Below are 17,573 nucleotides of genomic sequence, written 5' to 3'. Positions count from 1 at the left end.
AGGGCCGCGCGCCGCGACTTGCCGCCGTTGCGTCCCAAAGTGGCCATGCCCAGCGACGGGGGAATCAGGCGGAAGGCGCGGTTCAGCGACTGCGCGCGTTGCCAGGCGCGTTCATGTTCGGCGTGGCTGGCGCGCCAATGTTCGCAGGCGCGCATATCCGCGTCGGTGGCCCGGCCCGAACCCAGGCGCATCAGCCAGCGCGCGGCCTCGCGCGCCACCGTGCGGTCCAGCGGCGCGTCGCCCGGCGCTACGCTGTCGCCAGAATGCATTCTTCGTATCCTTGCACGATGTAGCGCTGCACGGTACGCACCGACACCTTCAGCCGCTGCGCAATGGCTTCGTACGGCAGCTGTTCCAGTTGCGCCAGCAAGAAGGCCTGGCGCACCTTGGCCGGCAACGCGTGCAGCACCGTGTCGATCTCGTGCAGCGCTTCCAGGATCAGCAATTGGTGTTCGGGCGAAGGCGCCTGCGGTTCGGGCAGGGCGGCCAGGGCTTCAAGATAGGCATGTTCCAGCGAGCGCCGCCGGTAGTGGTTCAGCAGCCGGCGCTTGGCGATGGTGGTCAGGTAGGCCCGGGGTTCGCGCACTTGTTCAAGTTCGGCGCGGTGCCGCAGCACGCGCACGAAGGTGTCGTGCATCAGGTCGGCCGCATCGCAGGCGTTGCCCAGCTTGCGGCGCAGCCAGCCGTCCAGCCAGCCGTGGTGATCGCGGTACAGACCGTGGACCGCGTCTGGCGGCGCGGACAGGGGTGTCGACATGGCCAGTTTAGTAATGAAAATGAAAACCACTCTCATTCTATATAAAACCCGCAGAGATGCAACTTCGAGTAACGTCTGTCCCCTGGGCTACTATGGCCCGCATCCCTTCTATACCTAGCCGAAACACCTATGGGCCAGTCTCAAGAGCTGCAGTTGCTGGTCGAGCTGGCCCGCGCCGGCAGTTTTTCGGCGGCGGCGCGCGAACTGGGCGTTACCACCGCCGCCGTCAGCAAGCGGCTGGCGCAGATTGAAGAGCGTCTGGGGGTACGGTTGTTGAACCGTAATACGCGCCGCATCAGCCTGACGGCGGAAGGCGAGCTTTATCTGGAGAATGCCCGCCGCATCCTGGGCGACATCGAACACCTGGACCAGTTGATCGCCAGCCGCCAGGAACATCCACGCGGACGCTTGAAGGTCAATGCCCCCCTGGGCTTCGGGCGCAGCTACATCGCTCCCGCCATCGTGCTGTTTGCCCGCCGCTATCCAGAGGTGGACGTGCAATTGCAATTGACGGATTCCCCGGGCGATTTTGTGCAGGATGCTTTTGATGTGGCGATCCGGTTCGGCGATATTCCCGACGCCCGCCTGATCGCCCGGCGCATCGCGCCCAATCGCCGCCTGGTTTGTGCTTCCCCCGCGTACCTGAAAAAGCATGGGCGGCCGGCGGCGCCGCAAGATCTCGCCCGGCATCAATGCATCGTGCTGCGCCAGAATGAAGATACCTACGGCCTGTGGCGCTTCACCCGGGGCGAGCATTCCGAAACCGTCAAGGTGCGCGGCCCCCTGAGCAGCAATGATGGCGAGGTCACCCTGACCTGGGGGCTGGCCGGATTGGGAGTCCTGCAGCGCGCCGAATGGGATCTGGCGCGCTATTTGCGTTCCGGCCGCCTGGAATTGCTGCTGCAAGACTACGCGTTGCCACCCGCCGACATCCATGCCGTGTTTCCCGAGCGTCACCACCTGTCGGCCAAGGTGCGGGTGTTCATCGACTTTCTGGTCGACTACTTCCAGGACAGGCGGCAGGGCGGCGGGGGCGTTGCCTGGTAGTCTGCGCTGCCTTAGTTGATGGCCACCTTGGCCTGCTTGACCAACTCGGCGTAGCGTTCGGTATCGTCTTTGATCTGCCGGGCCATGTGGTCGCTGCTGTCGCCGATCGGCACCGCGCCGATTTCGGCCATGCGCTTGCCGAAATCGGGCGACTGGATGATCTTCACCATCTCGGCGTTCAACCGGGCCACGATCTCGGGCGGCGTGCCCGCGGGCGCCAGGACGCCAAACCACGTTCCCATGTTGAAGTCCTTCAGTCCGGCCTCCTGCATGGTGGGGGTATCCGGCAGGGCCGCCGAGCGCTGGTCGGTGGTAACGGCCAGCGCGCGCAGCTTGCCCGACTTCACGTGCGCCAATACCGGTGTGATGGTGTCGAACGACATGTCTATCTGCCCGCCCAGCAGGTCCGTGGTCAGCGGGCCGCTGCCCTTGTACGGCACATGCAGCAGCTGCACGGCGCCCATGTCCTGGAACTGCGCGCCGATCAGGTGCTGCCCCGTGCCCATGCCATTTGATCCGAACGTCAGTTTGCCGGGCGACTGCTTTGCCAGCGCCAGCAGTTCCTGCACATTCCGGGCCGGCAGCTTGGGATTCACCACCAGGATGTTCGGCACCAGTGCCACGGTGGTGATGGGAGCGAAGTCTTTCTGGAAGTCGTACTGCAGGCTGCGGTACACGCTGGTGGCAATGGTGTGGTGCACCGCGCCCATTAATAGCATGTAGCCATCGGCGGGAGCCTTGGCGACATAGTCGGCGCCCAGCGTGGCGCCGGCGCCGGGCTTGTTCTCCACCACCACTGGCTGGCCCAGGCTCCTGGACAGTTCCTGCCCCAGCGCGCGCGCCAGCACATCGGTGGTGCCTCCGGCCGGAAACGGTACTACCAGGTTGATGGGGCGCGCGGGGTAAGTCTGCGCCGCCGCGCCAGAGGCCAGTCCGATTCCGGCGGCGCACAGGGCGGCAGCCAGCGCGCGGCGCAGGCCGCGGTTCAAGTGGTTCATGATGTCTCCTCTTTTTATGGGTAATGAATCTTGCGGGGCGTGGCTACGCGGCATGCGCCTGCCGCGCCGCTGTGCGCAAGTGCTGGCAGACGGCCTGCGTGACTTGCCCGGTGGTCGCCTGGCCTCCCAGGTCGCCGGTGTGCAGGGCCGGGTTGGCGGTTGCACTTTCCACGGCCTGCATCATGCGGGCGGCGGCCGCGTGTTCGCCCAGGTGTTCCAGCAGCATGACAACCGACCAGAACGTGCCGATCGGATTCGCCAGCCCCTTGCCCATGATGTCGAAGGCGGAACCATGTATGGGCTCGAACATCGACGGATGCCGGCGTTCGGGATCGATATTGCCGGTGGGGGCAATGCCCAGGCTGCCGGCCAGCGCCGCCGCCAGGTCGCTCAGGATATCGGCATGCAGGTTGGTGGCCACGATGGTGTCCAGCGAGGCCGGACGGTTCACCATGCGGGCGGTGGCCGCGTCCACCAGTTCCTTGTCCCACTGCACGTCGGGAAACTCGCGGCTGATCTCCAGCGCGATTTCATCCCACATCACCATGGCATGGCGCTGCGCGTTGGATTTGGTCACCACCGTCAGTTGCTTGCGCGGACGGGATTGCGCAAGCCGGAACGCATATCGAAGAATGCGCTCGACCCCGGCGCGCGTCATCATGGATACATCGGTGGCCGCCTCGATAGGCATGCCCTGGTGTACGCGCCCGCCCACGCCGGAATACTCGCCTTCGGAGTTCTCGCGCACGATCATCCAGTCCAGCTGCCCGGGCGCGCAGCGCTTCAAGGGGCCGTCGATGCCCGGCAGCAGGCGAGTCGGGCGCACGTTGGCGTACTGGTCCAGCCCCTGGCAGATTTTCAGCCGCAAGCCCCACAGCGTGATGTGATCGGGAATGTCCGGGTCGCCGGCCGAGCCGAACAGTATGGCGTCCTTGTCGCGCAACTGATCCAGCCCGTCCGCGGGCATCATGACGCCGTGGCGGCGGTAATAATCGCCGCCCCAGTCGAAATCCTGGAACTCGAACGCGAACGAGCCATCGGCCTCGGCCAGCGCCTGCATGGCCTGGCGGCCCGCGGGTATGACTTCTTTGCCGATGCCGTCGCCCGGAATGGTTGCGATGCGGTACGTCTTCATATGCCTGGCTCCTGGCCGGCGCCTGTCGCCAGCTTGCTTGTCGGGCACTGTACCTATTGCATCGCCACCGCTGCGCGCCAGCGATTCAAAACATTTTTAACTTCAGGTTAACGCCCGGGCGCTGCATGACGCGTCTGGCCCCCATGGCGCTGCCTTAAGCTGCCGCGGCGAGTTTTCGCGGGCACTACAAGATACAAGGTGTCTGGCTCCCGTCAGGGTGCCAGACACCGTCTAACTGAGACCGTCGCGGCACACAACGGTGTCCGGCACCTTCGGAGCCGGACACCCGGCAGTGCCCCGCAAGGTACTCTCTTTCACCCTTAAGGTAGTGCCATGGGCGTCCGGGCCGATTGCCTTATTCGGCCGACTTCACTGCCGCTTGTACTTGCGGTGCCCCTGCCTGCACGCGCTGCACCAGCCACACGCTGCCTATCACCACCACCATGCCGGCCAGTTGCAGCGCGTTCAAACGCTGGTCCAGCAAAGTCCAGCCCAGCACTACGGCGGTCAGCGGGCTGAGAAAACCCAGCGAGGCCACCACGGCCGGCCCCAGGCGCGCCAGCCCGCGGAACCACAGCGCGTACGTCAGTGCCCCCCCGATGACCGCCAGGTAGGCGAGGCCGCTTAGGTTGGCCAGCGTGAGCGCGGGCAGGCTGGGTTCCAGCCACAGCGCGAACGGCAGCAGCACTATGCCGCCCGCCGTCAGTTGCCAGCTGGCGAAAGTCAGCGCCGGCACGGGCGGCTGCCAGCGGCGGCTGAGCACGGTGCCCAGCGCCATGGCCGCCGCGCCGATCAGCCCGGCGGCAATTCCTAGCGGGTCCAGCGCCGCGTCGGGCGTCAGCACCAGCAAGGCCACGCCCGCCATTCCCGCCAGCGCCGCCAGCACCGACAGCCCTTGCACGGGCGAGCCCAGCAACAGGCGGGCCAGGCCAATGACGATCAGTGTCTGTATGGAGCCCAGCGTGGCCGCCACGCCGCCCGGCAGGCGATAGGCGGTGACGAACAACATGGCCCAGAACACGGAGAAGTTCAGGGCGCCCAGCAGGAAGCTGCGTGCCCACCAGATGCCGGTGGGCAGTTGCCGTGCCCACAGCAGCAGCAACAGGCCGGCGGGCAGGGCGCGCAGCATGGCCACCGTCAGCGGGTAATCCGCCGGCAGCAGAGTCGTCGTCACGATGTAGGTGCTGCCCCAGATGGCCGGTGCCAGGGCGGTGGCCAGCACGTCCGCGCCGCGAGTCATGATGGGCTCCTCAAGCCAGTTCCAGTACTTGTTCCAGGGGGCGGCGCGGCTTCTGCGGCCAGTTTCCCGAAGCCGCGCGGCCCACGGCCACCAGCATGACCGGCAATTCGCCGGGCGCCAAGCCGAATTCACTGGCCACGCCAGCGGGATCGAATCCGCTCATGGGGCAGGATGCCAGGCCCAGGGCCTGGGCCGCCAGCATCAGCGTCGATGCGCCCAGCGCCGCGCTGCGCACGGCTTCGTCGCGTTGCTGGCGCGGCTGTCCGTCGTACAGATTGCGCGCCGCGCCTTCCCAGGCCGGCACCATCGCGGCCGGCATGAAGCCGGCCGCCACCGAAGGCTGCAACCGTTCGGCCAGCCTGTCCGCGCGCGCCAGCGCGCCCACCACGATGAAGGTGGCCGCGGCATCGGCCACTTTGGCCTGCCCCCAGGCCAGCTCGCGCAGGCGGGCCTTGCGGTCCGGCGTATGCACGGCGATGAAGCGCCAGTTCTGCAGATTGAACGCCGTGGGAGCACGCGTGGCCAGTTCCGCCAGCCGTTCGATATCGGCCGGCGCAATCCGGTGGGCGGGGTCGAAGTGGTTGGCCGACACACGTTGCTGTATGGCGGCGATCAATGGGTTTTCCATGCCTTGTTCTCGTCGGTTCGGGTCGGCACGCAACGTGCCGGCCTGGAAACAAGGCTAATTGATCTACCTGTAATTGATAATCAGGTATCGAGTACATTCACTATGTTCTTAAAGTGAATAATGTATGGAACACCTTACCGCCCTGCGTGTTTTCCGGAATGTCGTGCAGCTGAACAGCTTCGCGGGCGCGGCGCGCCATATGCAGTTGTCGCCCGCGGCGGTCAGCAAGAACATCGGCGAACTGGAAGCGCACCTGGGCGTGCGCCTGCTGAACCGCACCACCCGCCGCATGAGCCTGACCGAGGCGGGTACGCGCTATTACCAGCAGATCACCCGCATCCTGGACGACCTGGACGAAGCCGGGCAGTCGCTGGCCACCCTGCGGGCCAACCCCAGCGGCGTGCTGCGCGTCAGCGCGCCCATGTCGCTGACACTGACTCGCCTGTCGGCCGCCATACCCGCGTTCCTGCAGGCGTATTCCGATCTGTCGCTGGATCTGCACCTGGAAGACCGCCGCGTCGACATCATCCAGGAAGGTTTCGATGTGGCCATCCGCGGCAGCGACCAACTGGAAGATTCCAGCCTGGTGGCGCGGCCGCTGACGGTGCTGCCGCACGTGCTATGCGGCGCGCCGGCATACTTCGAGCGCCACGGCGCGCCCCGCAGCCCCGAGGCCCTGCGCCACCATAACTGCCTGCGCTTCACCTTGTCGGGCCATGCCGATGAATGGGCCTTCCGGCGCGGCGGCCAGACACTGCGGATACCGGTGCGGGGGCGCTATCAGGTCAATTCCAGCCTGGCCGTGCGCGATGCGCTGCGCGCCGGTTTCGGGCTGAGCCTGGTGCCGCGCACCTATGTGGAAGACGATCTGCGGCAAGGCCGCCTGCGCGCGGTACTGGAAGATTGGTCCATGGTGGACACCTACCTGTACGCGGTGTACCCATCGCGCCGGCACCTGGTGCCCAAGGTACGGGCATTCGTGGATTTCGTCGTGGGTGAACTGCAGCGGCCGCCGGCCTGAACCCCGCGCACGGTGGCGGGGCGCGCCTCAGGTCACGGCGCCGCGTTGCGCGAATTCCGGGTTTTTCCAGTCTTCCGTGTCCAGCACGGTTTTCAGGGTGTCGACCGCGTCCCATATGTCCGTGTAGCCCAGGTACAGCGGCGTCAGGCCGAATCGCAGCACTTCGGGTTCGCGGTAATCGCCGATGACGCCGCGCGCGATCAGGGCCTGCATGACTTCATAGCCATGCGGATGGCGGATGCTGATGTGGCTGCCGCGCCGCGCGTGTTCGCGGGGGGTGATCAGCGTCAGCGGGTGGCTGGCGCAGCGGCTTTCCAGCAGGTCGATGAACAGGTCGCCCATGCGCAGCGACTTCTTGCGCACGTCGTTCATATTGGCGGCCAGGCTGATGTCCAGGCCGCATTCCACCATGGCCAGCGACACGATGGGTTGCGTGCCGCACAGGTAGCGGCGGATGCCGCCCGCGGGCTCATAGGCCACGGCCATGTCGAAAGGCCGCTGGTGCCCCCACCAGCCCGACAGCGGCTGCCGGAAATCGTCGGCATGGCGCGGCGCCACCCAGATGTAGGCCGGCGCGCCGGGGCCCGCATTCAGGTACTTGTAGGTGCAGCCCACGGCGAAATCGGCCTCGGCGCCGGCCAGGTCCACCGGCACGGCGCCCGCGGCGTGGGCCAGGTCCCAGATGGCCAGCGCGCCCTGCGCGTGCGCGCGCGCGGTAACGGCGGCCATGTCGTACATGGCGCCGGTGCGGTAGTTCACGTGCGACAGCGCCAGCACGGCCACCGAGTCGTCCAGCGCCTGTTCCAAGGGCAGGCCGTCGTCGATCAGGCGCATTTCATAGCCCTGTTGCAGCAGGTCCATCATGCCCTGGATCATGTACAGGTCGGTGGGGAAGTTGTCGCGTTCGGACAGGATCACGCGGCGTTGCGGCGCCGCCTGCTGCTGGATGCGCAGCGCGGCGGCCAGGGCCTTGAACAGGTTCAGCGATGTCGTGTCGGTAACCACCACCTGGCCCGGCCCGGCGCCGATCAGCGGCGCCAGCTTGTCGCCCAGGCGCGCGGGCAGGTCGAACCAGCCCGCCGTATTCCAGCTGCGGATCAGGCCCTGGCCCCATTCCTGGGTAACCACTTGCGCGCTGCGCGCCGCGGCGGCCTTGGGCAATACCCCCAGCGAATTGCCGTCCAGGTAAAGCAGCCCGGCCGGCAGCTCGAACTGGTGCTTCAAGGGGGCCAGGGGGTCCTGGCGGTCGGCCTGCAGGCATTCGTCGCGGGTGGGCATGAGGGGGCTCCTGTGTATGCGGGCATACTAGCAGCGGCATGCTGGCGAAAAATTGTTATCACCGGCGCTCAGGTGCTGAAAGTTCGCAGTAAATTGCAGAATCAACGTGAAAACCAAATTGGATTGCGCCATGGAACTGGACGCCATCGATCGCCGCATCTTGTGCCGCCTGCAGGACGACGCGCACCTCAGCAACCAGGACCTGGCCGAACAGGTGGCCCTGTCGCCGTCGGCCTGCCTGCGCCGCGTGCGTGCGTTGCACGATCACGGCCTGATCAAAGGCTACCGCGCCGTGCTGGACGCGGAAAAACTGGGTTTCGAGCTCGAGGCCATCGTGCATGTCACGCTAGACCAGTCGCGCGCCGGGTGGCACGAAGCGTTCCTGGCCAGCATCGCCCTGCACGACGAGATTACCGAAGCCAGCATCGTGACCGGCGCGTCGAACTACATACTGACCGTGCGCACCCGCAACCTGGCGGCGTTTTCCGCGTTTGTCGAAGACAAGCTCAGCAAGATGCCCGGCGTGCGCGACCTGTGTTCGCACATCGTGATGCGCAAGATAAAAAGCCGCGACGGTATGCTGCCCTTGGGGGAATGGCGCTAGGGCCTGACACACTAAAGCGAGCCGCGCAGCCCCACCAACAGCCCCAGCGCGATGATGGCCAGCACGGCCACGGCCAGCGCACTGTACAGATAATCGCGTTCGCGCAGGAACATGCCCAGCATCAGCGCCACGCGCAGCACCGGCAGGGCGATGAACACGGCAATGCCGGCCTGGGCCAATATCAGGCTCCAGCCTGGCGCGCCGGCCAGCCATTGCGCCAGCAGGGCGATGCCTATCAGGACGGACGCGAACCAGGTGCCATGGTGCAGCAGCGCGGCAATATAGCGTTCGCGCGCGCGGGCGGTGTCGACGCCAGCGGTCATGCCGGGCCTCCCTGCAGGCCCAAGGCGCTGGCGGCCATCTGCACGGCCAGCACGGCCAGCACCGCCACGAAGAACAGCCGCAGCTTGTCCGCGGGCAGCCCCATCAGCAGCCGCGCGCCCAACAGGGCGCCCACCACCGAGCCCAGGGCCACCGGGCCGGCGATGGCCGTATCGATATCGCCGCGCACGAAATAGGCCGCGCCGCTGGCCGCCGCCGTCACCCCTATCATGAAGTTCGAGGTTGCCGACGACACCTTGATGGGCAGGCGCAGGGCCGTGTCCATGGCGGGTATTTTCAACACGCCGCTGCCTATGCCCAGCAGCGCCGAGATCAGTCCCGCGCCGTACATCAGCGACAAGCCCATGGGCACGCGGCTGACCTGGTAGGCCACGTCGCGGCCCAGCGCACGGTCGGGGTAGCTGCCGTGCAGGCGCAACCGGGTGGCCAGGCGGTCGGCCGAGGCGCCCACCGGATCGGCGCGCCGCGCCAGCATCTGTTGGGCGGACACCGCCAGCACCGCGGCGAACAGCCCATATAAATACTGTACGGGCACCAGGCCGATCAGGAACACGCCGGTCAGCGCGCCCAGCGTGGTGGCCACTTCCAGCACCAGCGCCAGGCGGATGTTGGTCAGCCTGTGTTTCAGGAAAGGCGCGGCGCTGCCGCAGGAACAGGCGATCACCGACACGATGCTGGCGGCGATGGCCACGCGGATGTCGACGCCGGCCCACAGCGTAAGGGCCGGCACGATGAAAATGCCGCTGGCCATGCCCAGCACTCCGCCCAGCGCGCTGGCGCCAAAGGCGGCTGCGAACAGGCCCAGGGAATACAGCGGGTCCATCAGCGGGCCGCGCCGCTGGCCGGTTTGCCCCTGGGCCGGCGGGCCAAGCGCGTGACAAAGCGGATCAGGTCGCCGCGGTAGTACAGGCGTTCAAAATCGACTGGCCGGTTGTCCAGCGAATACGAGGTGCGTTCGATCAGGAACACCGGGCTGCCGGGCGCCACCGCCAGGCCCTGGGCCACGTGCGCATTGCACGCGGTGGCTTCCAGCTGGTATTCGGCCTCGAGCAGCGGCAAACCGTACTTTTGTTCCAGCAACGCGAAGATGGGTTCGGCTTCCAGGTTGTGCCGGACCACTTTGCGGCCGATGTCGAAGGGTAGCCAGGTTTCATCGAACGACACCGGCACGCCATCGGCCAGGCGCACCCGCTCGATGCGATACACCCGCGTGCCCACGGCCAGGCCCAGGTGGCGCGCCACGTCTTTATCGGCCGGCACCACGCGCTTGTCCAGCAGGCGTGCCGTGGGCGTGCGCCCCAGCGCCTGCATGTCTTCCACGAAGCCGCTGAGTTCGGTGAGTTCCTGGCGCATTTTGGGCTGCGCCACATAAGTGCCCCTGCCGCGGCGTATTTCCAGCAGGCCCCGGCCCACCAGGTTTTGCACCGCCGTGCGCACCGTGATGCGGCTGACGCCAAAGCGCGCCGCCAGCTCGTCTTCCGACGGCAGCCGTTCGTCTGGCAACAGGGCGCCGGACGCGATGTCGGCGCCCAGGGCGTGTTCCAGCTGGGCGTACAAGGGCAGGGCGCGGGATGGTGCGGCAGGCATGTTTGTCATTATGACATCATGATGTCTATATGACCATGCCTGGCCCGGTTCGAATCAATCGGTAGCACTCTTCCTGGTTGACATTCATCAAGGTTGATTTCAATAATGATTACGTAGTCATAAGGCTGGCGCCACGGCCATAAATCAAGACGAGGAGACACCATGGCACTGTCGATCGAGCAAATCCACCCCTGTTTCGTGGGCCGGGTGTCGGGGGTAGACCTGCGCCAGGCCAGCGAAGACGAACTGGCGCAGCTACGCGCGGGCATGGATCAGTACGGCGTGCTGGTCTTCCACGGCCAGCCGCTAGGCAACGAAGAGCAGCTGGAATTCTCGCAGCGCTTCGACGGCGTGCTGCACACCAAGACGTCGCTCTCGGTGCTGGAAAAGAACCGGTTCGGCAGCGATGCCCTGACGGACATTTCCAACGTCAACAACAAGGGCGAACTGTTGCAAGACAACGACCGGCGCCGCGTCAGTTCGCTGAGCAACCGGCTGTGGCACACCGACGCATCGTTCCAGGATCCAGCCGGGCGATACTCGATGTTGTCGTGCAAGATGGTGCCCCCCGTGCGCACCGATACCGAGTACGCCGACATGTACACCGCCTATGACACGCTGGATGACGAAACCAAGGCGTTGGTCGAACCGCTAAGCGCTTTCCATTCCATCGTGTATTCGCGCCATGTGCTGGGCTTCGAGTTCTCGGATGAAGAGCGCGGCAAGCTGCCGGGCGCCGTGCACCCGCTGGTGCGCGTCAACCCGAACACGGGCCGCCGTTCGCTGTACCTGGCGTCGCATGCATCGCACATCATTGATTGGCCGGTGCCCGAAGGCCGGGCCCTGCTGCGCGACCTGACCGAACACGCCACCCGCCGCGAACTCGTCTACAGCCATGACTGGCGCCCCGGCGATTTCGTCATCTGGGACAACCGGGCCACCATGCACCGCGGCACCCGCTTCGACGACAAGAAGCACCCGCGCGAACTGCGCCGCACCACCACGCTGGACGTGGAACTGGCCACGGCCTGAACGCCTGCAAAAAAAACATCGAGCGCGGGAGCACACCGCGCCATTAGTGCTGCACAGAAATCATAACGACATGGGAAGAGACAAGCATGAGTGCAGATCCAACAGCAGTGAAGCATCCTTCCGTGCAACCCCGGCCGGACGGCGCGCCAGCGGGGGCCGAGATCCCCAATTCATTCTGGGGATATGTGAAATCATTCGGGCCCGGCATCGTGCTGGTGCTGACATGGCTGGGCGCGGGCGACCTGGTCGACAACGCGCTGGCCGGCGCGCACTACGGCTACGCGCTGATGTGGGGCCTGGCCCTGGCGCTGCTGGTGCGGTACTTCCTGGTCAGCATCATCGCCAATTACCAGTTGATGAACGCGCGCGGCCACACCATTTTCGAAGGCTATGCGCAGGTATGGAAGTACTACCCCATACTGCTGGGCGTGGGCGGCATCGTGCTGGGGCACTTCTACGAGTCATACACCATACGGGGTTCCGGCGAAGCCCTGTATCACCTGACCGGCGAAAGCGGGTCGGTGCTGTTGTGGAGCGTGGCCGCGGTGATTCTTGCGGTGGTCATTACGGGCAAGGCCGTGTATCGCTACCTGGAGAATGTCGAGAAACTGATCCTGGTGGTGCTGGCGGTCAGCCTGGTCGGCGGCGCCATCATGGCCAAGCCGGACGTGGGCGCCATCGTCAAGGGCACGTTCGCCTTTGAAACGCCCGGCCAGGTAGGCACCTTCGGCGCCATTCTCATCGTGGTGTCGCTGATAGGCGCGGTGGGCGGTTCGCTGGCGAACCTGCTGTATCCCACTTTCATGAAAGAAAAAGGCTATATCCGGCCCGAGCACCGCCGGGTGCAGCGCTACGACCTGCTGTTCGGCATTTTCGTGATCATCGTGCTGGACCTGGCGGTATGGGTGATGGGGGCGGAAGTGCTGCACCCGCGCGGCATCACCATCGAGAACTTCAACGACCTTGCGCACCTGCTGGGGCAAGTGGCCGGGCGGGCAGGGGAAATCATCATCTACCTGGGCGTGCTGTGCGCCTGCTTCAGTTCGGTCATCGGCTACGCGCATGGCTTTCCCAAGATGGCGATGGAATGCCTGTACTGTGTGGCACCCGCCCGCAAGGAAAAATTCCGCGACGCTCCCAGCAAAGACCCGCTGTTCCGCGTGGCCTACTTCCTGGTGGCCATCCTGCCGCTGGTGTGGGCCATTCCGGGCATGCCGGGCTTCATCTGGCTGACGGTGTTCGTGAATGCGGCGCAGATCGTGCTGATGCCGCTGGTGTCCATCGGCCTGATCGTGCTGATCAACCGCAAGGACCTGATGGGGGACCTGGCTGGCAACAAGCTGCACACCGTGGTGCTGGTGCTGCTGACGCTGCTGGCGATCTGGGGATCCTACGTCACCTTCAATGCCATGCTGGCCGATTGATCGCCAGAATGATCGCCAGATGGCTGGCCGCCGCCGGCGGCCGTCGAGCGGCGCTGCACCAGGGCATTGTCCAGTTTGACGGTGCGCGGGGGCAGGTCTGGCTGCGCCATGCGCAGGCATAGCCGTTCAACGGCCTGTGCCGTCATGGATTCCAGGGGCTGGCGCACCGTGGTCAGCCCGATGGCGTCCCAGCCCGCCATGGGAATGTCGTCGTAGCCCACCACCCACATATCGCCGGGCACCGCGCGGCCCGCCGCGCGCGCGCCATCCTGCGCGCCGATGGCCAGGATGTCGTTGCTGCAGAACAGCGCGTCGATGGCCGGGTGCCGCGCCAGCAGCTCACGCGCGGCGCGGTAGCCGTTTTCATACGTGAACACATCGAACTCCTGCGCCGAGGCGTGGCAGCACACGCCAGGATGGCGGGCCAGTTCGCGCATGAAACCGCGCTTGCGTTCGACGATGGTGCTGGCCGACGAATGCCCCGATATCAGCCCGACATTGCGCTTGCCCGCCTGGGCAAAAAACTTCGCCACCAGGGCGCCGCCGGCCGCGTTGTCGCTGACCACGGCGTCGAATGTGCGGGTGGACAGGCTGCGGTTCATCAGGATGACAGGCTTGGACTGCGCGATGAACTCGTGTTCCTGGCGAGCGGCATCCACCGCCGTGGCGAATATCACGCCGTCGACCGGGCTTTCGGCAATGGCGCGCGCCATGTTCGCGTCCAGCCCCGCGGCGGGTTCCCATACGGTGGCGCGCAGGCCGCGCCGCGCTAGTTGCTCGACCAGATGGTGCAGCAGCGCCGGATACAGCGGATTGTCCAGATTGGCGACCACCACCGCGACGTTGCCGCTGCGGTTGGTTTTCATGCTGCGCGCGGCGGCGTTGGGCGTGTAGCGGTGCTGGCGGATAACCCGCAGCACGTGCTCGCGGGTTTGGTCGTCGACATTCGGCAATTGCCGCAGCACGCGCGACACCGTGCTTTGCGATACGCCAGCCAGCCGTGCAATATCCAGGCTAGTGAGTTTTCTGGTCATCGATAACCATGGGGAAACGCCGGCAAGGGCAGGGCAACCCCGTGCAAGCCAGGGCCTGCGGAATAGTAAAACAGGTTCTTGCCGGCCGGCCAGTGCCGGCCACGGGCTATTTCAGTACGCCGTCGCCGTCCGTGTCGGAATTGGCGAAGTCGGCCATGACCTGGTTCATGAATTCGCCGCGGTCCACGCTGCCATCGCGGCTGGCGTCCATGGCCACGAACTGTTCCTGCGTCAGTACCTGCGACAGTTCATTCTTGCTCAGGCTGCTGTCTTTATTGACGTCGATCTCGGTAAACGCGGCCACCATGAAGGTCTGGTATTCCTGCTTGCTGACGGTGCCGCTCCGGTCCTTGTCGGCCGGCCCCAGTTCGGCGGTTTGAATACGCGGCACGGACGACTGCTGCGCGTGGGCGGCGCCCAGGCTGCCCAGGAGCAGGCAGGCGGCGAATGCGGCGAAGTTCTTCATGGCGGTGTTCCTTCGGTCGATGGCAGGCCGGGCGAAATTCCGGGTGCCCGGCAGGACGCCGGGCTTGCGAGAAACGACAATCGAGAATATCACCGGGATAGCCCGGCCCACGCGGCTGGAAGCGTTTTTCAACAAACAGTAACGGCCGTTGTCATTTGGCCTTCGGCTTGCTGCCCCCCAAGGGGGCTTTTTGCCTTGGGACGGCCCGGCGGCAAAAAAAAGCGCCGGCCACCTGCGCGGTGCCCGGCGCTTGCTGATCGCTGGGGGTCAGTCCTGGCGGTCGGTGACTTCGACCAGGTGGTAGCCGAATTGCGTTTTGACCGGGCCTTGCACCTGATTCACGGGGGCGCTGAACACCACGGTGTCGAATTCCTTGACCATCTGGCCGGGGCCGAACGTGCCCAGGTTGCCGCCGTCGCGGCCGGACGGGCAGCTGGAATGTTCGCGGGCCAGTTGCGCGAAATCGGCGCCGCCTTCGATGGCGGCCTTGAGTTCATTGCACTTGGCTTCGGTGGAAACCAGGATGTGACGGGCGGATGCTTGGGCCATAAAGGGCTCCTTTCTTTGGTGACGACCCCCATTATTGCCTGTGTCCGGCACATCCGTAAAACGCGGGCGCGCGCTGTGCTGGCGCCGCCCGCGGGTCCGGCTACCACCGATAGGTCGTTGTCAGGCTTACCAGCCGGCCGGTGCCATACGAGCACGAGCCCCATTCCGAGCACTGGCTGAAGTATTCCTTGTCGGTCAGGTTGCTGGCATTGAGCGCGACGCGCCAGTTGCGGTTTTCCCAGGCCAGCATGGCGTCCAGCAGCGTCACCGAAGGAGTGCGGGGCACGTCGGTGCCTTCGGTGGATTCGTCGACGAAGCCGCTGGCATAGCGCACCCCGCCGCCGATGGTGAAACCGTCCAGGTTGCCCAGCGAGAACCGGTACGTGCTCCACAGGGAGGCCTGGCGCTTGGGTACCCCAGACAACTGCCGGTCGACGTTCAAATACGTGAAGCTGGCGTTGATGTCGATTTGCGGAGTAACCGAACCGATCCATTCCAGTTCCAGGCCAGTATTGCGGGTCTTGCCGCGCTGCGACACCTCTGTTTCGGAAATTTCCACCGTGCGGTTCACTTCCCGCAGCTCGAACACGGCGGCCGATGCGCGCCAGTCTTGCGCAGGCGGTTCGTACTTCACCCCGGCTTCCCATTGCTTGCCGCGCAGCGGCCGCAACTGCTGGCCGTAGCCAGTATTGGCCTGCGGCAGGAACGATTCCGCGTAACTGATGTACGGCAGCAGCCCGGGCACGATTTCATACATCAGGCCGAAGCGCAGCGAATCGGCGCGGTCGTTGCGGTCGTCGGTGCCGTCTTCCCAGTTTGTGGATTCGTCGTGACGCCAGCCGGCCAGCAGTATCCAGTTGCGCCAGCGCATTTCGTCCTGGATATAAAACCCCAGCTGCTTGATGCCGCTGGTGGCAATGGGCTCGCGCGCCGGGGGCTGGTAGCCCACCTGGTATACGGGGTCGTACACGTCGATGGGGTCCAGGCCTTCGTAGTCGTCGATGCCCGAGCCCGAGTCCCGGTAGCGCAAATAGTCCAGGCCCACCAGCAACTGGTGATCCACCTGGCCGGTGGAAAATTTCCCCAGGAAGTTCTGGTCGGCGGCCAGGATCTGCGTGTGGTGCTTCCAGAAATAAGCCGCCCGGCCCAGCTTGCGCTGTTCGGCATCCAGGTACGGCGCGAATACGTCGAAGGCGGCGTAGTCGGTGCGGCTGTCTGTCCAGCGCGTGCTTTGCCGGAAGGTCCATTTTTCGTTCAGCGCGTGCCGGAACGACCAGCCCGCCTGCCAGCTGTCGGCATTGAAGTGGTCGTAGCCGGGCTGCCCCACGAAGGTATGCCGCGCGATGCGTCCGTTGGGGTTGGGCAGGATGGTGCCTTCCCAGGGCAGGGTGCTGCCCGAATCGCCGCTGGCCCGGTCTTTCTGCCATTTCAGCCGGATGGTCAGGTCGGTATTGGCACTGGGCGCCCAGGTCAGCGACGGTGCCACCAGTTGGCGGTCGTCCTTGCCGTAATCCACCTGCGTGCCGCTTTCGCGGCCCAGCGCCACCAGCCGGTATAGCCAGGTGCCGTCTTCGGTCAGCGGGCCGGTCAGGTCGGCCTGCAACTGGCGGCGGTCGTGGCTGCCTACCTGCACGCCGATTTCATGCTGTGCCTCGGCCTGCGGCAGCTTGCTGATATTGTTGATCAGGCCGCCGGTGCCGCCCTGGCCATACAGCATGGATGCCGGTCCGCGCAGTACTTCCATGCGCTCCATCAGGTAGGGCTCCACGCGCGGCGTGCTGGTCCAGAAGTTCACGCGGTCTTTCAGGCCGTCCAGGAAAATGTCCTCGATCTCGACGCCGCGCGCCTGCGCGGTGTCCATGCGCGAACTGGCGCCATAGATGGTGGTGCGCACGCCCGCGGTGTACGCCAGTGCCTGGTCCAGCGAACTGGCGCCCGTGTCGCGTATCTGCTGGGCCGACACCACCGAGATCGACTGCGGCGTTTCGACGATGGGCGTATCGGTTTTCGTGGCCGTGGTGCTGCGCTGTGCCATATAGCCCACCACCGGGCCGGTGCCGGATTCGGCCTGGCCGGTAACGGTCACCGCCGGCAGTTCACTGACACTGGCTGGCGGCAGGGGCTTCAGCACATAGCGGTTGCTGGCGTCGGGCACGGCCTGCAGGCCCGATCCCGCCAGCACGTTCGTCAGGCCCTGGCGCACGCTGTACGTGCCCTGCAGGCCGGCGCTGGTCTTGCCATCGGCCAGGTCGATGGAACCGGCCAGGAAAATTCCCGCCTCGCTGGCAAAGCGCGTCAGTACCGACTTGAGTGGGCCGGCGGGAATGTCGTAGCGGCGCTGCGCAGCTGAAGACGACGCCGCGCCCGCCGATTCGGCGGCATGGGCCAGCCCGGGGGACAGGCAGGCGCCCGTGGCCACCGCCACGCCGGC

19 protein-coding genes are annotated in these 17,573 nt (G+C 65.7%); 5 read left to right on the top strand and 14 right to left on the bottom strand.

The genetic code is table 11. The annotated features are described in order from the left end of the window. Positions 1-269 (bottom strand): FecR/PupR family sigma factor regulator (locus LPZ50_RS10230; RefSeq protein ID WP_230660901.1); only part of this gene is annotated, 269 nt, incomplete at its 3' end. Further along, positions 248-757 (bottom strand): sigma-70 family RNA polymerase sigma factor, encoded by a 510-nt coding sequence (locus tag LPZ50_RS10225; protein WP_230660899.1) that lies wholly within the window; start codon positions 755-757, stop codon positions 248-250. The genes LPZ50_RS10230 and LPZ50_RS10225, both read right to left, overlap by 22 nt. A 129-nt stretch (positions 758-886) precedes the next feature. Here LPZ50_RS10225 and LPZ50_RS10220 point away from each other — a divergent pair, with 129 nt between their 5' ends. Further along, complete coding sequence (locus tag LPZ50_RS10220; RefSeq protein WP_230660896.1) at positions 887-1,804, top strand: LysR substrate-binding domain-containing protein; 918 nt, start codon at positions 887-889, stop codon at positions 1,802-1,804. An 11-nt stretch (positions 1,805-1,815) separates the two neighbouring features. Here the strand turns inward: LPZ50_RS10220 and LPZ50_RS10215 are convergent, their stop codons facing one another. The 4 genes from LPZ50_RS10215 to LPZ50_RS10200 all read right to left on the bottom strand — a co-directional run bounded on the left by LPZ50_RS10215 (position 1,816) and on the right by LPZ50_RS10200 (position 5,805). Continuing rightward, the gene (locus LPZ50_RS10215; protein WP_419195587.1) at positions 1,816-2,802 is read right to left on the bottom strand and encodes a Bug family tripartite tricarboxylate transporter substrate binding protein; all 987 of its coding nucleotides are present in this window, start codon (positions 2,800-2,802) and stop codon (positions 1,816-1,818) included. Positions 2,803-2,845: 43 nt separating this feature from the next. Then, the gene (locus LPZ50_RS10210; protein ID WP_230660894.1) at positions 2,846-3,937 is read right to left on the bottom strand and encodes a tartrate dehydrogenase; all 1,092 of its coding nucleotides are present in this window, start codon (positions 3,935-3,937) and stop codon (positions 2,846-2,848) included. Between the two features lie 355 nt (positions 3,938-4,292). Next, positions 4,293-5,177: an EamA family transporter gene (locus tag LPZ50_RS10205; RefSeq protein WP_230660892.1), complete on the bottom strand. Its 885-nt coding sequence runs from the start codon at positions 5,175-5,177 to the stop codon at positions 4,293-4,295. Between the two features lie 10 nt (positions 5,178-5,187). Further along, complete coding sequence (locus LPZ50_RS10200; RefSeq protein WP_230660890.1) at positions 5,188-5,805, bottom strand: nitroreductase family protein; 618 nt, start codon at positions 5,803-5,805, stop codon at positions 5,188-5,190. 124 nt (positions 5,806-5,929) lie between these two features. Here LPZ50_RS10200 and LPZ50_RS10195 point away from each other — a divergent pair, with 124 nt between their 5' ends. Beyond that, the gene (locus tag LPZ50_RS10195) at positions 5,930-6,826 is read left to right on the top strand and encodes a LysR family transcriptional regulator (RefSeq protein WP_230660888.1); all 897 of its coding nucleotides are present in this window, start codon (positions 5,930-5,932) and stop codon (positions 6,824-6,826) included. Between the two features lie 27 nt (positions 6,827-6,853). Here the strand turns inward: LPZ50_RS10195 and kynU are convergent, their stop codons facing one another. Then, on the bottom strand, positions 6,854-8,104 hold the full coding sequence (gene kynU, locus LPZ50_RS10190; RefSeq protein WP_230660886.1) for a kynureninase: 1,251 nt from the start codon (positions 8,102-8,104) through the stop codon (positions 6,854-6,856). A 130-nt stretch (positions 8,105-8,234) separates the two neighbouring features. Between kynU and LPZ50_RS10185 the strand changes: the two genes are divergently transcribed. Beyond that, positions 8,235-8,708, top strand: a complete 474-nt coding sequence (locus tag LPZ50_RS10185) for an Lrp/AsnC family transcriptional regulator (RefSeq protein ID WP_230660903.1) — start codon at positions 8,235-8,237, stop codon at positions 8,706-8,708. A gap of 11 nt (positions 8,709-8,719) precedes the next feature. Here LPZ50_RS10185 and LPZ50_RS10180 read toward each other — a convergent pair whose 3' ends face one another. From LPZ50_RS10180 to LPZ50_RS10170, 3 genes are read right to left on the bottom strand one after another with little or no spacing between them, the layout of a single operon-like run. Then, on the bottom strand, positions 8,720-9,031 hold the full coding sequence (locus LPZ50_RS10180) for a DUF1634 domain-containing protein (RefSeq protein ID WP_230660884.1): 312 nt from the start codon (positions 9,029-9,031) through the stop codon (positions 8,720-8,722). After that, positions 9,028-9,873, bottom strand: coding sequence for a sulfite exporter TauE/SafE family protein (locus tag LPZ50_RS10175; RefSeq protein WP_230660881.1), 846 nt, complete (start codon positions 9,871-9,873; stop codon positions 9,028-9,030). Before LPZ50_RS10175 ends, LPZ50_RS10180 begins: the two co-directional genes overlap by 4 nt. Beyond that, a complete protein-coding gene (locus LPZ50_RS10170; protein ID WP_230660878.1) occupies positions 9,873-10,637 on the bottom strand; it encodes a GntR family transcriptional regulator in 765 nt (254 codons plus the stop codon). The genes LPZ50_RS10175 and LPZ50_RS10170 overlap by 1 nt, the downstream gene beginning before the upstream one ends. A 162-nt stretch (positions 10,638-10,799) precedes the next feature. Here LPZ50_RS10170 and LPZ50_RS10165 point away from each other — a divergent pair, with 162 nt between their 5' ends. Together LPZ50_RS10165 and LPZ50_RS10160 are read left to right on the top strand one after the other, a co-directional pair. Then, the gene (locus tag LPZ50_RS10165) at positions 10,800-11,669 is read left to right on the top strand and encodes a TauD/TfdA dioxygenase family protein (RefSeq protein ID WP_230660875.1); all 870 of its coding nucleotides are present in this window, start codon (positions 10,800-10,802) and stop codon (positions 11,667-11,669) included. Positions 11,670-11,755: 86 nt separating this feature from the next. Then, positions 11,756-13,093, top strand: a complete 1,338-nt coding sequence (locus tag LPZ50_RS10160; protein WP_230660873.1) for an Nramp family divalent metal transporter — start codon at positions 11,756-11,758, stop codon at positions 13,091-13,093. Here the strand turns inward: LPZ50_RS10160 and LPZ50_RS10155 are convergent. From LPZ50_RS10155 to LPZ50_RS10140, 4 genes are all read right to left on the bottom strand, one after another. After that, positions 13,060-14,127 carry a LacI family DNA-binding transcriptional regulator gene (locus tag LPZ50_RS10155; RefSeq protein ID WP_230660870.1) on the bottom strand — a complete coding sequence of 356 codons (1,068 nt, stop codon included), beginning with the start codon at positions 14,125-14,127 and terminating at the stop codon, positions 13,060-13,062. The genes LPZ50_RS10160 and LPZ50_RS10155 overlap by 34 nt on opposite strands. A gap of 106 nt (positions 14,128-14,233) precedes the next feature. After that, positions 14,234-14,593 (bottom strand): EF-hand domain-containing protein, encoded by a 360-nt coding sequence (locus LPZ50_RS10150; RefSeq protein ID WP_230660867.1) that lies wholly within the window; start codon positions 14,591-14,593, stop codon positions 14,234-14,236. A gap of 267 nt (positions 14,594-14,860) precedes the next feature. Continuing rightward, a complete protein-coding gene (locus LPZ50_RS10145; protein ID WP_230660864.1) occupies positions 14,861-15,142 on the bottom strand; it encodes a peptidylprolyl isomerase in 282 nt (93 codons plus the stop codon). 100 nt (positions 15,143-15,242) lie between these two features. After that, positions 15,243-17,573, bottom strand: a 2,331-nt coding sequence (locus LPZ50_RS10140) for a TonB-dependent siderophore receptor (protein WP_230660861.1), incomplete at its 5' end; no start/stop codon positions are given.

It is taken from the genome of Bordetella petrii, from assembly GCF_020991325.1.
In the GTDB taxonomy this organism is placed as follows: domain Bacteria; phylum Pseudomonadota; class Gammaproteobacteria; order Burkholderiales; family Burkholderiaceae_B; genus Bordetella_A; species Bordetella_A petrii_E.
Note: the sequence above shows the minus strand (reverse complement) of the source record. Positions and strands in the feature narration are given on the sequence as shown.

What these genes read in the sequence shown, in the direction of transcription:
- LPZ50_RS10210 (WP_230660894.1), bottom strand. Translation starts at nt 3,937, where the DNA reads ATGAAGACGTACCGCATCGCAACCATTCCGGGCGACGGCATCGGCAAA.
- LPZ50_RS10180 (WP_230660884.1), bottom strand. Translation starts at nt 9,031, where the DNA reads ATGACCGCTGGCGTCGACACCGCCCGCGCGCGCGAACGCTATATTGCC.
- LPZ50_RS10220 (WP_230660896.1), top strand. Translation starts at nt 887, where the DNA reads ATGGGCCAGTCTCAAGAGCTGCAGTTGCTGGTCGAGCTGGCCCGCGCC.
- LPZ50_RS10195 (WP_230660888.1), top strand. Translation starts at nt 5,930, where the DNA reads ATGGAACACCTTACCGCCCTGCGTGTTTTCCGGAATGTCGTGCAGCTG.
- LPZ50_RS10215 (WP_419195587.1), bottom strand. Translation starts at nt 2,802, where the DNA reads ATGAACCACTTGAACCGCGGCCTGCGCCGCGCGCTGGCTGCCGCCCTG.
- LPZ50_RS10205 (WP_230660892.1), bottom strand. Translation starts at nt 5,177, where the DNA reads ATGACTCGCGGCGCGGACGTGCTGGCCACCGCCCTGGCACCGGCCATC.
- LPZ50_RS10170 (WP_230660878.1), bottom strand. Translation starts at nt 10,637, where the DNA reads ATGCCTGCCGCACCATCCCGCGCCCTGCCCTTGTACGCCCAGCTGGAA.
- LPZ50_RS10200 (WP_230660890.1), bottom strand. Translation starts at nt 5,805, where the DNA reads ATGGAAAACCCATTGATCGCCGCCATACAGCAACGTGTGTCGGCCAAC.
- LPZ50_RS10225 (WP_230660899.1), bottom strand. Translation starts at nt 757, where the DNA reads ATGTCGACACCCCTGTCCGCGCCGCCAGACGCGGTCCACGGTCTGTAC.
- LPZ50_RS10155 (WP_230660870.1), bottom strand. Translation starts at nt 14,127, where the DNA reads ATGACCAGAAAACTCACTAGCCTGGATATTGCACGGCTGGCTGGCGTA.
- LPZ50_RS10185 (WP_230660903.1), top strand. Translation starts at nt 8,235, where the DNA reads ATGGAACTGGACGCCATCGATCGCCGCATCTTGTGCCGCCTGCAGGAC.
- kynU (WP_230660886.1), bottom strand. Translation starts at nt 8,104, where the DNA reads ATGCCCACCCGCGACGAATGCCTGCAGGCCGACCGCCAGGACCCCCTG.
- LPZ50_RS10175 (WP_230660881.1), bottom strand. Translation starts at nt 9,873, where the DNA reads ATGGACCCGCTGTATTCCCTGGGCCTGTTCGCAGCCGCCTTTGGCGCC.
- LPZ50_RS10145 (WP_230660864.1), bottom strand. Translation starts at nt 15,142, where the DNA reads ATGGCCCAAGCATCCGCCCGTCACATCCTGGTTTCCACCGAAGCCAAG.
- LPZ50_RS10165 (WP_230660875.1), top strand. Translation starts at nt 10,800, where the DNA reads ATGGCACTGTCGATCGAGCAAATCCACCCCTGTTTCGTGGGCCGGGTG.
- LPZ50_RS10150 (WP_230660867.1), bottom strand. Translation starts at nt 14,593, where the DNA reads ATGAAGAACTTCGCCGCATTCGCCGCCTGCCTGCTCCTGGGCAGCCTG.
- LPZ50_RS10160 (WP_230660873.1), top strand. Translation starts at nt 11,756, where the DNA reads ATGAGTGCAGATCCAACAGCAGTGAAGCATCCTTCCGTGCAACCCCGG.